Genomic DNA, 16,459 nt, shown 5'->3' with positions numbered 1-16,459 from the left:
TTATTTACCGTTAACAAGGTCTTGTAATGCACTATGAATATGGCCGTTGGTGGCCAGTATTTCTTTCTGATAAGGGGAGTATGGGTTACCGGAGAAGTCGGTGACTTTGCCCCCTGCTTCTTCTACGACGAGGTAGCCGGCTGCGGAATCCCATGCCTGGAGGGAATGTTCATAAAACCCATCGAACCGGCCGCAGGCTACCCAGCAAAGGTCTATAGCTGCGGATCCCAGGCGACGCACAGGGATACCCTGTTTAATGATATGCTCCAGCACCTGTAATGGGTTATTGGGCATATCCTGCCATTGATAGGCAAATCCTGTTACGAGGCAGGAAGTAGCTACTTCGGCTTTGGTAGAAACATGAATGGGTTTATCATTCAGGGTGGCTCCTTTTCCTTTCTCAGCCACAAATAATTCGTTCATGAAAGGATTATATACGGCGCCCAGTATCATTTCCCCGTCTTTTTCCACTCCTATGGATACACAACAGATGGGGATACCGTTTGCGTAGTTGACAGTACCGTCTATAGGATCTATGATCCATTTAAAAGGGGAGTCTGTCTTTATCTCACCTACTTCTTCACTCAGGATAAAATGATCTGGATAAGTTTCCCTGATAATGTTGATGATAGTCGTTTCCGATCTTTTATCCACCTCCGTTACCAGGTCGTTAACGGAACTTTTACTGCTCACCTCGAAAGGGCCATTGAAATATTGTTGCAGTATTTTTCCGCTGGCTTCAGTAGCTTTGAGTAAAGTTGTTTTTAACATGCCGCAAAGGTAATTACGAATTACGAATTATGAATTGCGAATTATAGCCTACATCTTTGGATATTTTGTATGTATAGAGGACTTATTGATAACTCATAACCTGTAATTCCGAATTATCAGTCAACTTATATTCAATATTCCACTTATTTTTGTAGTTCAATTAAAGAGAGGGAAAGTTAATGGCCATTATAGGTAATCTTATTTCCAGGTCACTACGCATCAGGAAGAAGTTCACGTTTAAATTAGGAACACCTCGCCAATACCAGCTGCAGGTACTGCATCGTTTGCTGGAGAAGGCCAAGGAGACGGAGTTTGGTAAACACTATCAATTTCAGGAAATTCTGGATAGTCCCAATTTCATAGGACAATACCGTGAAAAAGTCCCCGTGCATAACTATACAAAAATGCACGATGAATGGTGGTATCGCTGTCTGGAAGGTGAAGCTAATGTGAGCTGGCCGGAGAAAATCAAATATTTTGCGTTGAGTTCAGGTACCTCGGAATCTGCCAGTAAGCATATACCCGTTACCAAAGCAATGCTTAAAACTGTGAAGAAAGTAGGTGTGAAGCAGCTGTATTCCATGGCTAACTTCAACATACCACCCCGTTCCTTTGAAAAAGGGATTCTGATGCTGGGTGGAACTACTTCATTATATGAGAAGGGTGACTACTATGAAGGCGATATGAGCGGCATTCAGGCCAAAAATATACCTAAATGGTTTCGCCGTTTCTATAAGCCGGGGGGCAAAATCTCCCGTAAACCCAATTGGGAACAGCGTATTAAGCTGATCGTACGCAAGGCCCGGGAATGGGATGTAGGTACTGTTTGTGGGGTGCCTGCCTGGGTACAGATTGTGCTGGAAGAAATCATCAAATATCATGGGGTGAAGAATATCCACGAAATCTGGCCTAATCTGGCGGTGTATATTCACGGAGGGGTATCCTTTGAACCTTACCGCGACAGCTTTCAGAAGCTGCTCGGAAAGCCTATAGCGTTCATCGAAACGTACATGGCCTCCGAAGGATCTTTTGGGTTCCAGGCCCGTCCGGGTACCAGGGGTATTAAACTGGTACTGAATGCAGGTATCTTCTACGAATTCATTCCTTTTAATGAAGAGAACTTTGACGCAGAGGGAGAGGTAAAGCCTAATCCTAAATCTTACATGATCAACGAGGTGGTGGAAGATGTGGAGTATGCGGTGATGTTGTCTACCTGCGCCGGCGCATGGCGTTACCTGATTGGTGATGTGGTGAAATTCACCTCTGTAAAAGAGCATGAAATTGTGATTGTTGGCCGTACCAAACAGTTCCTCAGTCTTTGCGGGGAGCATATGAGTATCGACAACATGAACAAAGCGATCGATAATGTACAGAAGAAACTGGGTATCACGGTAAGAGAGTTCACAGTGGCCGGTTTCCCTTATCAAAACCTGTTCGCGCATCGTTGGTATGTGGGTACAGATACACCCGGTGTAGATGCAGGCAGTGTACGTGAAATCATTGACCAAACCCTCGCCGAGGTAAACGATGATTATGCCGTAGAACGTTCTGCCGCACTGAAGGAAGTATTTGTAGAAATATTGCCGAATGATGTGTTTATAGATTACCTCCGTTGCAAAGGCAAGGAAGGTGCCATGAACAAGTTTCCACGTGTAATGAAAGGTGAGAAACTGAAAGACTGGGAGAAATTTCTGGTCGGAAAAACCGTTAAGAATTAAGTAGCACCTGTGACACGGAAATTATAAGCATGATAGCAGCAATTGTAGCGGGATTAGGACTGGGATTGGTTCTATCATTATCGGTAGGCCCGGTTATATTCGCAATTATAAAATACAGTGTTAATAATGGCTTTAAAGCAGGCATTAGTTTCGCATTGGGCGTGTCTGTAAGCGATATCATGTTCGTACTGGTTGGTAATCTGTCCACCGCCTTTATCAGTGGCCTGGAAGGATACAATCATACTATCGGAATAGTAGGCGGTATATTACTCATCTGTATGGGTATTTACGGGTTACTTTTTAAGAAGGTGAAGATCAGCACCGGGGAAGAAAAACCGGAAATGTTCGGCACACACGATTATCTCAAAATATGGCTGGCAGGGTTTTTAATGAACACCCTGAATCCGGGTGTGGTTATTTTCTGGTTGCCCGTGTGTATCGGCTACAGTGCCACCTCTATAAGCCACCGCGTGGTGATGTATGGGGTATGTCTGAGTATGGTTTTATCTGCAGATATTCTTAAAGTATTCGTTTCTGATAAGATCCGCCATAAGCTCACCCTTACCAATGTAGAATGGCTTAACCGTATTGCCGGGGTAAGTATGATTATTTTTGGGGTGGTATTACTCTATAAAGTATTGTTTGATGTAGGGTCGTTGGGGCACTAAATAAATAATTACTAAAGCATAAAAAAGCCTTCCGTTTATCACGGAAGGCTTTTACTTTATAGGAAGATGTTATTATCCGTTGATAGTCCAGGTTTCGCTACCAGCCAGTAACTTATCCAGATCGCCAGGGCCTTTTTTCTCGAGGGCTTCGGTCAGCTGGAACTGCATGATTTCTTCGTAAGTAGGACGGTTTGCCTGATAGAAAACACCAAAAGGACGTGGTAAATGGCCTTCAATACGCACATCATCAAACATGCGGGTCAGTATCTGTGCCTTATAGAAATCGCTTTCATCATGTATCCACAGGTCACTTTCTGAGTATTCACCACCCAACTCCACTACAACCGGTTTTAAGCCATCCAGACGGATACCTTTATTTTTGGTTGCACCAAATACCAGTGGTTTACCTTGTTCTACGAAAACAGTTTCATCCAGTTTGCTGCTTTTTTCTGTAAATGCTTCAAAAGCGCCATCATTAAAGATGTTACAGTTCTGGTATATTTCCAGGAAAGAAGCGCCTTTATGTGCATGGCTGCGTTTCAGCATTTCCTGCAGGTGCTTGGGATCGCGGTCCATGCTGCGGGCAATAAAAGTGGCATCTGCACCCAGGGCCAGGGCCATTGGGTTAAACGGATGGTCAATACTACCCATTGGGGTAGATTTGGTCACTTTATTTTCTTCTGAAGTAGGAGAGTATTGTCCTTTTGTTAAACCGTAGATCTGGTTGTTGAACAACATGATGTTCACATCAAAGTTACGGCGCAGCAGGTGGATGGTATGGTTACCGCCAATAGACAGGCCATCACCATCACCGGTAACGATCCATACGCTCAGCTCGGGGCGGGTTGCCTTCAGGCCGGACGCAATAGCGGTAGCACGACCGTGAATCGAGTGCATACCATAGGTATTCATATAGTATGGGAAACGGGAAGAACAGCCGATACCGGAAACAATCACAATATTTTCGCGGGGAACCCCCAGGCCAGGCATAATTGTTTGTACCTGTTTAAGTATAGAGTAGTCGCCGCAGCCAGGGCACCAGCGTACTTCCTGGTCCGTTGCAAAGTCTTTTGCCGTAAGGGCTGCCTGCGGAGCTATAGTTGCTGTTGACATTAGTATGAGTTAAATATAATTTTATAGAGTCTGTAAAGTTACGATAGATACCTGTAAATTAAGATCATTGGGCCTGTAATTCTTCCCAATATTCTGCTGCCCTGCGCGTATGCGGAATTACAATCGTTCCACCCACGATATTAGCTACTGCAAAGATTTCATACATCTCGTCCGTAGTCACTCCCTGCTCAAATGCTTTACCCAGGTGATACTTGATACAGTCGTCACAGCGCAGTACCATAGACGCCACCAGCCCGAGCATCTCCTTGGTTTTGGTACTCAGCGCGCCTTCTGCATAAGTATTCGTGTCCAGGTTAAAAAGACGGTTGATGACTTTATTCTGTTTCCCCAGTATTACTTCATTCATTTTACCACGGTAGTCGTTAAACTCCTGAATCGCATTAGCCATATAACTGCTGTTTATGTTGTTACGTTAATCGTTTCACAGAATAAAGCTATGAAAGGATTTACAAATATAGACTAATCTACTGGCTAAGTAGACTATTTGACCTATAACCTGTATTTATGGATCATAACTAAAAGTTATTACGTTTATTTATGCCAATAAAATAGTCTATTGGTATTATAGACTATTTGTATATTGAGTAGATAAACCCTCTTTAACAACAAGATCTGCATCACTTATGACTACAACCAACTTTGTTCGTTTGCTGGCGCTCCTGTTATGCGCCGGCGGGGCCACTCAGGCGCAGGATAAGAAACTACTTGGATATACCGACAGCGCCGCCATAAAGCAATTACAACTGGAAAATCAATTCGACAAACAACTGAGCAGCAGCCATATAGGCCAAACTATTCAGTCACTATCCTCCAAACCGCACCATATTAGCTCTGTAAGAGGCAAAGCCGTAGCAGAAGACATCCTGCAGCGCTTCAAAAGCTATGGCTGGGATGCTGAAATCGTGACCTACCAGGTGCTGTTCCCCACGCCTAAGGAAAGGCTGCTGGAGCTAAAAGGTCCCACTACCTACAAAGCCCTCCTGAAAGAACCTGCCCTGAAAGAAGACGCTACCTCTGGGGAGGAAGGACAACTGCCTACCTACAACGCCTGGAGCGCAGACGGAGATGTAGAAGGAGAGCTGGTATATGTTAACTATGGTCTTCCGGAAGATTATGAATACCTGGACCGTGCCGGTATCAGCGTAAAAGGCAAAATAGTGATCGCCAAATACGGCCGTTCCTGGCGGGGCAGCAAGCCCAAGGTAGCACAGGAACACGGAGCTGCCGGCTGCATCATCTACTCCGATCCCAAAGATGATGGCTACTATAATGGAGACGTATATCCTAAAGGAGCTTTTAAAAATGAATATGGCGTACAACGTGGCTCTGTGATGGATATCGTGATATATCCCGGTGACCCGCTGACTCCTAACGTAGGCGCTACTGCCGATGCCCAGCGGCTGGACCGCCTGCAGGCGCCTAACCTGTTGAAGATACCCGTATTGCCCATCAGCTATCACGATGCCACCCCTTTGCTGAAAGCGCTGGAAGGCCCCGTAGCACCGGAAGAATGGCGGGGCGCTTTGCCATTTACCTATCATATTGGTGGTGGAAAAGCCAGGGTACACCTGAAACTGGCCTTCGACTGGCAGATACGTCCCTGCAATAATGTAATTGCGAAGCTGAAAGGCAGCGAACAACCCGACCAATGGGTGATACGTGGCAACCACCATGATGCCTGGGTAAACGGTGCCGCCGATCCCATCAGCGGTTTAGCTGCCCTGCTGGAAGAAGCCAAAGCCATCGGCGAACTCCATAAACAAGGCTATCAGCCACGCCGCACCCTGGTATATTGCGCCTGGGACGGCGAAGAACCCGGCCTGCTCGGCTCTACAGAATGGGTGGAAGATCATGCAGTTGAACTGAAAGAAAAAGCGGTTGTTTACATCAACTCTGATGGTAATGGTCGCGGTTTTCTGAATGCCAGTGGCTCACATGCGCTGGAAACCCTGGTGAATGAGGTGGCCCGCGATATTACTGACCCTCAGACACAGGTGAGCATCCTCGCCCGCAAACAGGCTGCGGATGTGCTCAAAGCTGCCACGCCGAAAGCAAAGAAAGAAAAACTCGCTAAGCAAGGTATTGCTATCGGCGCCATGGGCTCCGGTTCCGACTATTCCTCTTTCCTGCAGCACCTGGGTGTGCCCTCTCTTGATTTGGGTTTTGGGGGAGAAGACGCAGGCGGAGAATATCACTCCATCTACGATTCTTACGACGACTACTCCCGCTTCAAAGATCCCAGCTTCAGTTATGGTGTGGTACTTTCTCAAACCGCCGGACATACTGTATTACGTTTGGCCGATGCCGTTAACCTGCCATTCGACTTCCGTAAACTCTATGAAACTGTAAATGGATATGTAAACGAATTAACCGAACTGGCGGGTAATTTGAGGGAATCTACTGCTATAGATAATCAACTGATCCGCGAGCGTAAATATCAGCTCACCACAGATACCGCAAAGCATTTAATGCCACCAGCACAGAAGTCTGAAGTGCCTTACCTGGATTTCTCTCCCCTGCAAAATGCTTTGATTGGTTTAGATACAACTACCGTGGCATTGGCAGCTAAAAAGAACCTCACAGGTGCCGCTTTCAATAAAGCCCTGTATCAGGCAGAACAGCAGCTGCTCAGTGAAAAAGGACTCCCTGCCCGTGCATGGTATAAGCATACCTTGTACGCTCCTGGATTTTATACCGGCTACGGTGTCAAAACAATTCCTGGTGTGAGAGAAGCCATTGAACAACGCCGTTGGACGGAAGCACAGGAGCAGATCAGCGTTGCTGCAGAGGCCATCAAAAGGTTGTCTGCCTATTTAAGTACCGTATCCCGCGGTTCTTAGTTTTTACTTTTTTATTTAAAAGAATTGGGAAGATATGAACGGATTTATCCACGCATATCTTCCCAATTCTTTTACACAGCATTATCAGCATCAGTGTAATCCCGGATAAGACAAAATCCGCTACTATCTCCCCACAGCAGCCTGTTTCAGGTAATCCTTCACACCCTCCAGGATCTTCTCTACCATCTGTTGCTGAAACGCAGGTTGCAGCACCTTTTCTTCATCTCCGGGGTTGCTGAGAAACAGGGTTTCTATCAGTGCATCCGGAAATTCAGTAGGGTTATTCAGAATAAAATTAAAGTCGGAATTGTTCCCGAAATCACGTAAGCCTGTTTGCAGTAAACGCTCATGGATAGCGGCATTAAGCGGTTCGCAGAAAGGTTGTTTATAGTAGGTGGCCGTACCATTTACATCTACCGGATTCACGGATGAATTCAGGTGAATGCTGAGTAGCAAATCGGGATTGGCTTTGCGAAAGAACGATAACCGGTCTTCGTTGGCTACAAATTTTTCTGTGTAGCGCGACATGATCACGGTACCGCCTTCTCTTTCCAGCATTGCTTTCAGCTGCAGCGACAGTGCCAGGGTAAGGGTTTTTTCCACTACGCCGGTAAGACCGGTAGCACCGGGATTGGTCCCTCCATGGCCCGGATCAATGCCGATAACGATATTTTTCAGCGATAGTTTTTCAGGTACACGCTTAACCTTCACCGTTATGCGGTTATTGTCGTAGTATACCTGGTACCCCCAGGGTGCATGTTGCAGCGAAATTACCAGGCGGCAAACATCCGGGGAGGGCTGTCCCCAGGCGATGGATGTAATTTCTTTGGTGTTTTGCAGCATGGTATTGAGTCCTTTTTCTGCATAGGCGCCATGTATATCCAGTATAATTTTTTTAGAAGAAACGAGTTGGGTGGAAGTATAGGGCAACTTGTCTGACAAGGCTACAGAAACGTAATCGTATCTGTCATCGCCCCATATTTTGGCATCGTCTGCAATGCTGATGGGGAGCTGCTCCTGTGGAATTTCTGTATCTACCAACGGCTCCGGTATAAAGGCAGTTGTTTTGGAAGATAGTTTTACTTTATAGTAGTCGCCTTGCTTACCAACGATGTGCAGTAGTACATCTTTATCAAGATAACCAATCTTATCAGGACCAAGGCGGTCGCCATGGGGGCTGGAAGTAAGATAGGTCATGTTGTCGATGGTACGGCCGGTCAGTGGTATTTCGTTGCGCATAACACTGTAGCGGTATGGGCTGCCAAGTATAGCTGTTTCTCCGCTGCGCTTACGCAACCGTACTATTATTTTGCCATTCAACAGTGAGTCGGATGGTTGTATAATGTAGCTGCCGCCGTAATAGCCGGGTACTCCACCCGTTTGGGAGGTGGGCATTTCGCGGAGGGGGGCGTTATTAAACCAGCTGGCTTCTTCACCGGGATAGCCCTTCATTTTTATCCGCAATGTGTCGCCTTCTGATAACTGAAGGTTCCCGGAGGGTGATATCTCTATAAAGTCTATACGGAAAACATTGGTAGCACTTGCCGCCGGTGGCTGGTTGTAATAATAGACGATGTTTTTCGTGTAGGTTTCACCGTTAGGTGTTTCGCTGGTAACAGCAAAACTGCTTCTGCCGGTGGGCAGTTCATATTTAGCGGCGAAAGTGCCGGTGGAGTATACGTGTACAGTATCATTATTAATGCGGACGGTACAGCCAATACAGGTGCGACCGGCAATAAACTGTTTGGAGGTGCTTACATTATTTTGATCCCTTGAAGGCTGGCTGAGACGCAGAGATGCCTGGCTGCTGGCTATAAAGGGGATACAAAGTACAACAACAATCTGAGGAAAAAACTTCGCTGATAGCATAATAACCTGTCATCAATATCTTGAAAGAGTGTAAAGATAAGCAGGTGAGGGGAATAGGAGAAAAAGCTTTTAGCCATTAGCTGTTAGCTTTTAGTAAATGCAGCGAAGATCAACATTACATCATCTTCGCTGCATTTACTAAAAGCTAATGGCTAACAGCTAAAAGCTATATTTATTATCTGCAATGAGCTTGTCCGCAATTCTTCTGCGGGCATCTTTTGCATTAAAGGAAGCTGCTTTGGTGAAGCGTTTGAGGCCCAGTAACATCATGCGTTGTTCATCGCCTTCTGCGAAGCCGTTGATCGCATCTTTACCTGATTTATTGATACGGTCTGCTGCATCATAAATAAAGGTGCGTACAATATCGGCCTGCAGTTCAGCAGCGCTTTCGCCTTTGCTGTTAGTGAGTTTGATTAAACGCAGGAGGGCACTTTCTGCCACAAATGTTTCAATGGCCATGTCAGCGATATCCATGAGGATTTCCTGTTCATTTTCCAGTTTTGCCATCAGCTTTTGCGCAGCAGCGCCGGCAGCCATGAGTATCGCTTTCTTGAAATTGAGAATCATTTTTCTTTCCTGGCTGAAAGGAGTTTCATCATCGTTGCCGAAGTCTGGAATGCTTACCAGTTCCTTCATCACATTCATGGCTGGTGTCATCAGGTCCAGCTTACCTTTCAGGGCACGTTTCAGTGTCATGTCGATGGTAAGGAGACGGTTGATTTCATTGGTACCTTCAAAGATGCGGTTGATGCGGGAATCACGGTAAGCTTTTGAGATGATGTATTCATCACTGAAGCCGTTACCACCATGAATCTGTACGCCTTCATCCACTACATAGTCCAGTACTTCGGAACCATTTACTTTCAGGATGGCGCATTCTACGGCATATTCTTCTGCAGCACCTAATAAAGCTTCATTGAAGGGTTTACCAGCAGCAAGCAATTCTCTTTCTTTATCATCTATCAGTTGAGCGGTGCGGAACAATGCTGATTCTGACGTCCAGGTACGGATCGCCATTTCCGCCAGTTTATGTTTGATAGCGCCGAAGTTGGCGATTGGTTGTTTAAACTGTGTACGGGTATTAGCGTATTGTACGGAGGTGTTGATGCACTTCTTGGAGGCGCCCAGTGCGGCGGCGCAGAGTTTCAACCGACCTATGTTCAGGATGTTGAAGGCTATCAGGTGACCTTTGCCAATCACTCCCAGTACATTTTCGGGAGGTATTTTTGCATCCTGGAAATAGATCTGGCGGGTAGAGGAACCTTTGATACCCATTTTATGTTCTTCTGCGCCCAGTGTAAATCCGGGTGTGCCCTTGTCTACAATGAATGCAGTGAATTTGTCGCCATCAATTTTTGCAAAGACCGTAAATACATCTGCAAAACCGGAATTGGTGATCCAGCTTTTCTGGCCATTTAAAATGTAGTATTTTCCGTCTTCCGTCAGTTTAGCAGTGGTCTTGGCTCCCAGCGCATCAGAGCCGGAATCCGGTTCTGTAAGGGCATAGGCACCTTTCATTTCACCGCTAGCGAGCTTCGGTATGTATTTTTGTTTTTGTTCTTCGGTACCAAAGTAAAGGATCGGCAGGGAACCGATACCGGTATGCGCTGCCATGGCAACAGAGAAAGAGTGACCTGCACCCAGTCCTTCGTTGATGATTGTAGCTGTCACAAAATCTTTACCTAATCCGCCGTATTCTTCCGGGAAAGAAGCACCTAACAGACCCTGTTCACCCGCTTTCTCCAAAAGCGATTGCATCAAACCCTCTTCCTGTTTGTCTATTCTTTCTACAATAGGTGTTACCTCCTTACTGATGAACTGATCTGCCATGTCTTTGATCATCAGCTGTTCTTCCGAAAAGTCTTCGGGAGTAAACACTTCCTCAGGAGCACTTTCCTTGACCAGGAATTCTGCGCCTTTCAGCGCAGTCTTATTTTCAACTGTTGCGTCCATGTTACTGAATTTTTGGTAGTTCTGTAATTTACTGAAAAAAGCAGAAAGGGGAATCTGTCTGTACCAGGATTATACTGATTATACTGATTCCCTGGATTCCTTTATTTTTAACTGAATGTAAACCAATTAGATTACTCATCTTTGCTGCTTGTAATTTTTAACAAAAAATAAATCAGCATAATCAGTAATCCTGGTTCAGACAATTTCCGCGGCTAACTATCCGCTTTGCGCATTATTCACTATCATTGTCCCCCTTTTATGCCTGATTTTTATCTGTCATATTTGAAAAGCCGGTTTCACGGCACCTGCGAAGGTGCGGGCAGCGAACTATTGATTTGTTTGCATGGCTTTGGTGAAAGTGCTGCTCATTTTCGCCCGCTTAGCGCCACTTTAGGAGATACCTTTACCATGGTGGCCCTGGACATGCCGCTACACGGAAGTACCGAATGGGCCGAAAACCGGGTATTTGAAAAAGAAGACCTGGTAGCCCTGGTGCAGATGGTACTGCAGCAGCAGGGGAAGGAAAGATTTTCACTGTTAGGTTACAGCATGGGCGGACGGCTATCATTATGCCTGGTAGAAAAGTTGGCGGATCGCATCGATCACCTGATCCTGGCGGCGGCAGATGGACTTAGAAATAACCCCTGGCATATGTTTGTGACACAAACCTCCGTCGGCAACAAATTATTTAAATACAATACCTATCACCCGCAGCTGTTTTTTACCCTGTTGCATACCTGGCGCAAATTAGGGCTGCTCAATCAGAGCATCTATAAATTTGCACTGCATCGGATGAATGAGGTGGAGAAGCGGGAGCTGGTGTATAACGTATGGACAAATCTGCGACATATGATGCCGGATAAAAAGCGTTGTAAACAATTATTATCACGTTATCACGTTTTAACCCTCCTGATCTTTGGGAAATATGATCGTGTAATTCCACCTGTATTAGGTACCCGCTTTGCGGATGATTCATTTCCCTCTAAAATTCTGGTACTGGAAAAAGGGCATCAGCTGATATCGGAGCAGCTGGGGCTCATCATCAAAGAAAATCTTTAACCTGGATGCATTTTTTTGTAATAATAGTAATTGGATTGGCCTTAGGCTATGGTATACTGATGCTTTGGTATAGTCTGGGCTGGAAGCGATTGAAGAAGTTTTCCCCGGTGGCACATCCTGTCGGGCATACAAAGGTAACTGTGATTATCCCCGCCAGAAATGAAGCTGATAACCTGCCCGCACTGTTGGAAGCATTACACCGGCAAACGTATCATGCCACCTTCCTGGAAGTAATTATTATTGATGATTTTTCGACAGACGATACGGCCGCAGTTATCCGTAATTATCCGGCAGAAAATATTCACCTGCTGGAGTTAAGTCAGCACCTGGATCAACAGGAGCGTCTTAATTCCTATAAGAAGAAAGCCATTGAAATAGCCATATCACAGGCCACCGGCGATCTTATAGTTACAACAGATGCAGATTGTGTGATGGGGCCGCGCTGGATTGAAACCCTGGTACAATACTATGAGCAACATCAACCTAAATTTATAGCCGCACCGGTCAGCTTCTATAAGGAACATAACTTCTTTAAAAGATTACAGTCGCTGGACTTCATGACCATGCAGGGCATTACCGGCGCCGCCGCCGCACTGGCGTCAGGCACTATGTGCAACGGCGCTAACCTGGCTTATGAAAAGCAGGCTTTTCATGATGTAGGGGGATTCGGAGGGATAGACAATATCGCTTCTGGTGATGATATGCTGCTGATGTACAAAATTTATAGCGCTTATCCGGAAGGGGTGATGTACCTGAAATGTGAGGATGCCATTGTACGCACCCTGGCTGTAGACACCCTGAAAGACTTCATGAATCAGCGTATCCGCTGGTCATCCAAAGCAGATAAGTATGAAGATAAAAGACTGACCTGGGTATTATTGTTGGTATATCTTTTCAATGCGGGGTTGTTGGCCATGGCGGTGATCGCACTTTTTCTACCGGTGTGGTGGCCCTGGTTCCTGATCATTCTATTATTTAAAGTGACGCTGGAACTATATTTCCTGCTGCCCGTAGCCAGGTTTTTCAATAAAACAGAACTCCTGTTATGGTTTATTCCCGGGCAGATATTTCATATTCCTTATATTGTAATTGCAGGCTGGCTGGGGAAGTTCGGTAGTTATCAGTGGAAGGGCCGCCAGGTAAACTAAATACGCCTCCTTTGTCAAATATGCAATCTTCCTGGAAACGATTACGCCGCAATAAGGGTGCGGTGGCTGGTTTGCTGGTCATTACCCTCTCTGTATTTATCAGCGTAACGGCCTATTTCATTGCACCCGATCATACACCGGATGCCAACAGGATGGTATTGGAAATAGAGGGGCAGCATCCCGGATTCCAGGTAACTATGTTGGCCATGCGGAAGGAACAGCCGGTAAAGGCTACTGCTGTTTTTCCCCGATTGTTGTTCGGCGCGGAATCTGACATGACCTGGATCCCAATACGGTCCTGGCAGTTCAGGGATAGCGTCCTGGTGATTCAGCGCTACGTGGATGAATCTACCAGCCGGGAAGAAATTTATCCGCTCACGACTATCTGGTATGGGAAGCCTCCGGCTACTCCGCTTTCAACCCGCGATTTACGGGCAAACATCGGGAAAGAGCGTATTTTTTCCCGCACCTATTGGCTGGGCACCGATAAATTTGGCCGGGATATTTTAAGTCGTTTGATAGTAGGTACGCGTGTAAGTCTTGGTGTAGGCTGCATCGCTGTTGTCATATCCCTTAGCATCGGTGTGATACTGGGCGCGGTGGCGGGTTATTTCAAAGGGCGGACCGATGACGTGGTCATGTGGTTGGTGAATGTGGTATGGTCCATGCCTACGCTGTTGCTGGTGTTTGCGCTCACATTGGCGCTGGGCAAAGGTTTCTGGCAGGTATTTATTGCCGTTGGGCTAACGATGTGGGTAGGGGTAGCCCGTATTATCCGCGGGCAGGTGCTGGCCATTCGGGAGCTGGAGTTTGTGGAAGCTGCCCGTGCACTGGGTTACAGCCATATAAGGATCATTGCAAAACATATTTTACCTAATATTATGGGGCCGGTAATGGTAGTTGCCGCCGGTAATTTCGCAACCGCCATTGTAGTAGAGGCAGGGCTTAGCTTCCTGGGGGTAGGAGTGCAACCGCCGCAGCCATCCTGGGGATTGATGATTAAGGAGAATTATAACTTTATTATCACCCACAATCCTTTGCTGGCGCTGGCACCTGGTATTGCTATTATGCTGTTGGTGCTGGCATTCAATTTATTGGGAAATGGATTGCGCGATGCCCTGGATGTGCGAAGTAAAATTTGATTTGCATATAAAAAAAAGCTAATTTCATAGTCCTATATACACTTGAGATGATATTATTGAAAACCTACCTCCCAGCATTTTTAGCCATTACACTGATAACTTTTTCTTCCTGTAAGAAGAAGAAAGGAAGCGATCCCGCGCCTAGTACGCAGGAGGAATCACTGGCATTTGAACTGCCGGAGATAAAAGTGGGTCAGTACAATCAAGTCCTGGACAGCACCTATGGTTTAAAGGTAGACATCACTTCGAAAATACCGGATAAGGGGGTAAAGGTGACGCTGAATGTGGCCACAGAAACCGGTAATATTCCGTTGGGGCAGGACGCCGTTGCTGATATAAAGACGACACCTTTTACTATTACACTGAAGCACCTGAAACCGTTAAAAACATACACGGTAACAATTACGCTGGCCTCCCTGGGTAATACCGCCAATGTTACGTCTCCAAAGGTGTTTAATATTACCAATAAGTCTGCGGAATAAGCGATAATCTCAAAATCAGTCTCTCCCGAAACTAAAATTGTGTAGGTTTGCAAGCTCGCAGACAAAGGAATCGTTTATGCAAATTGCTGTTAATGCCGCTTGTTTACGACAGGACATGCCTGCCGATACCGGGAGAGTGGCAACTGAAATAATACTGGCGATGTGCCGGCAACAGCCAGGGCATCAGTTCACTTTATTTTTTGATGGGGAGATACCAGCCGGACTAAGCTTTCCGGCAAATGTGACCAAGGTAATATTGCCCCTGAAAGGTAATAAAGCCTGGCATCTTTACTGGTGGCTGGAATGGCAGCTGGTACGGGCTATGAAGCCTTTCCGCCCGGACATGTTCCTGGGACTGGATGGCGCATTACCCCTGCGCAGTAAAATCCCTGCCGGCCTGCTGGTAAGGGATCTGTCCTTTTTAAGAGATGCTGGTTTACAACCAGGCATACACCAACGGGCGCTGAAGAAGAACACCGCGAAATACCTGGACCGTGCCAGGAGAATAGCGGCGTTATCTGATATCAGCAGGGACGAAATACTTCGCTATGCGCCGGCCGTGAAAGAAAAGCTGACAAGACTGGATACCGGTTTAAGCATGCTTTACAAACCATTGGAATGGGAGCAGCGGGAGGCCGTGAAGAAGGCGTTTACCGGCGGAGCGGAATATTTCCTGGTAACAGGGAGTCTGCATCCACGAAATAATATTATCCCGGTGCTGAAAGCTTTTTCGGCATTGAAGAAACGGCAGCGCAGTAATATCAAGTTGGTGCTGGCGGGAACTATTACCGCTGCAGGAGCCGACATTGCTGCTGCCTTGCAAAGTTATAAGTTCCGGCAGGACGTAGTTAATGTGGAGGCGGCAGACGAAGATACACTGGCCAGGTTAACGGGTGCAGCTTATGCGCTCGTATATCCATCCAGGTTCGAAGGACTGGCGTTGCCCATCTATGCGGCGCACCGTTGCGAAGTGCCGGTAATTGCATTGGATAGTGCGGCGGCCCGGGAAGCAGGCGGGGATACTGTGTTGTATGCTGATCCGGCCAGCCTGGACGACTTATCCGAAAAGATGAGTCTTTTATATAAAGATGAGCAGTTGCGTACACGATTGCTGGCCAAAGTACCTCCCATAAAGCCTTTCAGCAGCTGGGAGCAAGCCGCGGAGCAATTGTGGGCACATTTAACCGCATAAAAGAGACGATATTTTATGTCCGCATGGCCTTGTTAACGCCAGCCAATTTCCGGTTTCCGGAAAACCGGCGTCTGAAAATCAGCAAATGATGGCTATTTTTGCGCTTTAATTGAAAATCATGAGTACGATATCTACTATAAAGATCCAGGTTGGGCTGGACGATCAGAAGGTGCCCGAGTCAATAGAGTGGAGCGCTACAGATAATAAAGACGAAAAAATGATCAAAGCCAAGGGCATGATCGTATCTTTCTGGGATCCGGCTGAAAAGGTGGCTCTCCGCATTGACCTGTGGACAAAAGATATGATGGTGGATGAAATGGCGGATTTCTTTTTTCAGACTATGATGACCATGGCCGATACCTATGGAAGAGCCACACCTTATAAAGACCAGGCCGATGAAATGCGTGCTTTTGCCAAGGATTTCTTTAAGAAATTCCAGGATAAGCAAGCAGCAGAAGGACAATAATCCATTAAACCTTACCA

Annotated in this window: 14 protein-coding genes; 9 read left to right on the top strand and 5 right to left on the bottom strand. The window is 46.4% G+C overall.

The window, feature by feature from the left end; translation table 11 throughout:
• A complete protein-coding gene (locus tag AC1DP6_RS02035) occupies positions 1 to 771 on the bottom strand; it encodes an inositol monophosphatase family protein (protein ID WP_477053358.1) in 771 nt (256 codons plus the stop codon).
• 179 nt (positions 772 to 950) lie between these two features.
• On the opposite strand from AC1DP6_RS02035, the gene AC1DP6_RS02030 reads away from it, so the two are divergent.
• Together AC1DP6_RS02030 and AC1DP6_RS02025 are read left to right on the top strand one after the other, a co-directional pair.
• Positions 951 to 2,489 (top strand): GH3 family acyl-acid amido synthetase, encoded by a 1,539-nt coding sequence (locus AC1DP6_RS02030; protein ID WP_477053357.1) that lies wholly within the window; start codon positions 951 to 953, stop codon positions 2,487 to 2,489.
• Positions 2,490 to 2,518: 29 nt separating this feature from the next.
• Entirely contained in the window at positions 2,519 to 3,157 is a 639-nt protein-coding gene (locus AC1DP6_RS02025) for a LysE family translocator (RefSeq protein ID WP_441577761.1), read from the top strand.
• A 72-nt stretch (positions 3,158 to 3,229) separates the two neighbouring features.
• Here the strand turns inward: AC1DP6_RS02025 and AC1DP6_RS02020 are convergent, their stop codons facing one another.
• Positions 3,230 to 4,270, bottom strand: a complete 1,041-nt coding sequence (locus AC1DP6_RS02020) for a 2-oxoacid:ferredoxin oxidoreductase subunit beta (protein WP_477053356.1) — start codon at positions 4,268 to 4,270, stop codon at positions 3,230 to 3,232.
• 64 nt (positions 4,271 to 4,334) lie between these two features.
• On the bottom strand, positions 4,335 to 4,679 hold the full coding sequence (locus AC1DP6_RS02015; RefSeq protein ID WP_133807561.1) for a carboxymuconolactone decarboxylase family protein: 345 nt from the start codon (positions 4,677 to 4,679) through the stop codon (positions 4,335 to 4,337).
• 235 nt (positions 4,680 to 4,914) lie between these two features.
• On the opposite strand from AC1DP6_RS02015, the gene AC1DP6_RS02010 reads away from it, so the two are divergent.
• Positions 4,915 to 7,131: a transferrin receptor-like dimerization domain-containing protein gene (locus AC1DP6_RS02010; protein ID WP_477053355.1), complete on the top strand. Its 2,217-nt coding sequence runs from the start codon at positions 4,915 to 4,917 to the stop codon at positions 7,129 to 7,131.
• Positions 7,132 to 7,254: 123 nt separating this feature from the next.
• On the opposite strand, the gene AC1DP6_RS02005 is transcribed toward AC1DP6_RS02010, so the two are convergent.
• Together AC1DP6_RS02005 and AC1DP6_RS02000 are read right to left on the bottom strand one after the other, a co-directional pair.
• Positions 7,255 to 9,000 carry an N-acetylmuramoyl-L-alanine amidase gene (locus AC1DP6_RS02005; RefSeq protein WP_477053354.1) on the bottom strand — a complete coding sequence of 582 codons (1,746 nt, stop codon included), beginning with the start codon at positions 8,998 to 9,000 and terminating at the stop codon, positions 7,255 to 7,257.
• 159 nt (positions 9,001 to 9,159) lie between these two features.
• On the bottom strand, positions 9,160 to 10,953 hold the full coding sequence (locus AC1DP6_RS02000; RefSeq protein ID WP_477053353.1) for an acyl-CoA dehydrogenase family protein: 1,794 nt from the start codon (positions 10,951 to 10,953) through the stop codon (positions 9,160 to 9,162).
• 282 nt (positions 10,954 to 11,235) lie between these two features.
• Here AC1DP6_RS02000 and AC1DP6_RS01995 point away from each other — a divergent pair, with 282 nt between their 5' ends.
• The 6 genes from AC1DP6_RS01995 (at position 11,236) to gldC (ending at position 16,442) form a co-directional block, all read left to right on the top strand.
• Entirely contained in the window at positions 11,236 to 12,012 is a 777-nt protein-coding gene (locus AC1DP6_RS01995) for an alpha/beta hydrolase (protein WP_477053352.1), read from the top strand.
• Between the two features lie 5 nt (positions 12,013 to 12,017).
• The gene (locus AC1DP6_RS01990; RefSeq protein ID WP_477023596.1) at positions 12,018 to 13,160 is read left to right on the top strand and encodes a glycosyltransferase; all 1,143 of its coding nucleotides are present in this window, start codon (positions 12,018 to 12,020) and stop codon (positions 13,158 to 13,160) included.
• Between the two features lie 20 nt (positions 13,161 to 13,180).
• A complete protein-coding gene (locus AC1DP6_RS01985; protein ID WP_477053676.1) occupies positions 13,181 to 14,302 on the top strand; it encodes an ABC transporter permease in 1,122 nt (373 codons plus the stop codon).
• 47 nt (positions 14,303 to 14,349) lie between these two features.
• Positions 14,350 to 14,784 (top strand): hypothetical protein, encoded by a 435-nt coding sequence (locus AC1DP6_RS01980; protein ID WP_477053351.1) that lies wholly within the window; start codon positions 14,350 to 14,352, stop codon positions 14,782 to 14,784.
• Positions 14,785 to 14,860: 76 nt separating this feature from the next.
• Positions 14,861 to 15,976, top strand: coding sequence for a glycosyltransferase (locus AC1DP6_RS01975; RefSeq protein WP_477053350.1), 1,116 nt, complete (start codon positions 14,861 to 14,863; stop codon positions 15,974 to 15,976).
• Positions 15,977 to 16,094: 118 nt separating this feature from the next.
• Positions 16,095 to 16,442, top strand: a complete 348-nt coding sequence (gldC, locus tag AC1DP6_RS01970; protein ID WP_477023593.1) for a gliding motility protein GldC — start codon at positions 16,095 to 16,097, stop codon at positions 16,440 to 16,442.
• Positions 16,443 to 16,459 lie beyond the last annotated feature (17 nt).

It is taken from the genome of Chitinophaga sp. 01L420 (assembly GCF_056399985.1).
This window is presented reverse-complemented; position numbering and strand designations above follow the sequence as displayed.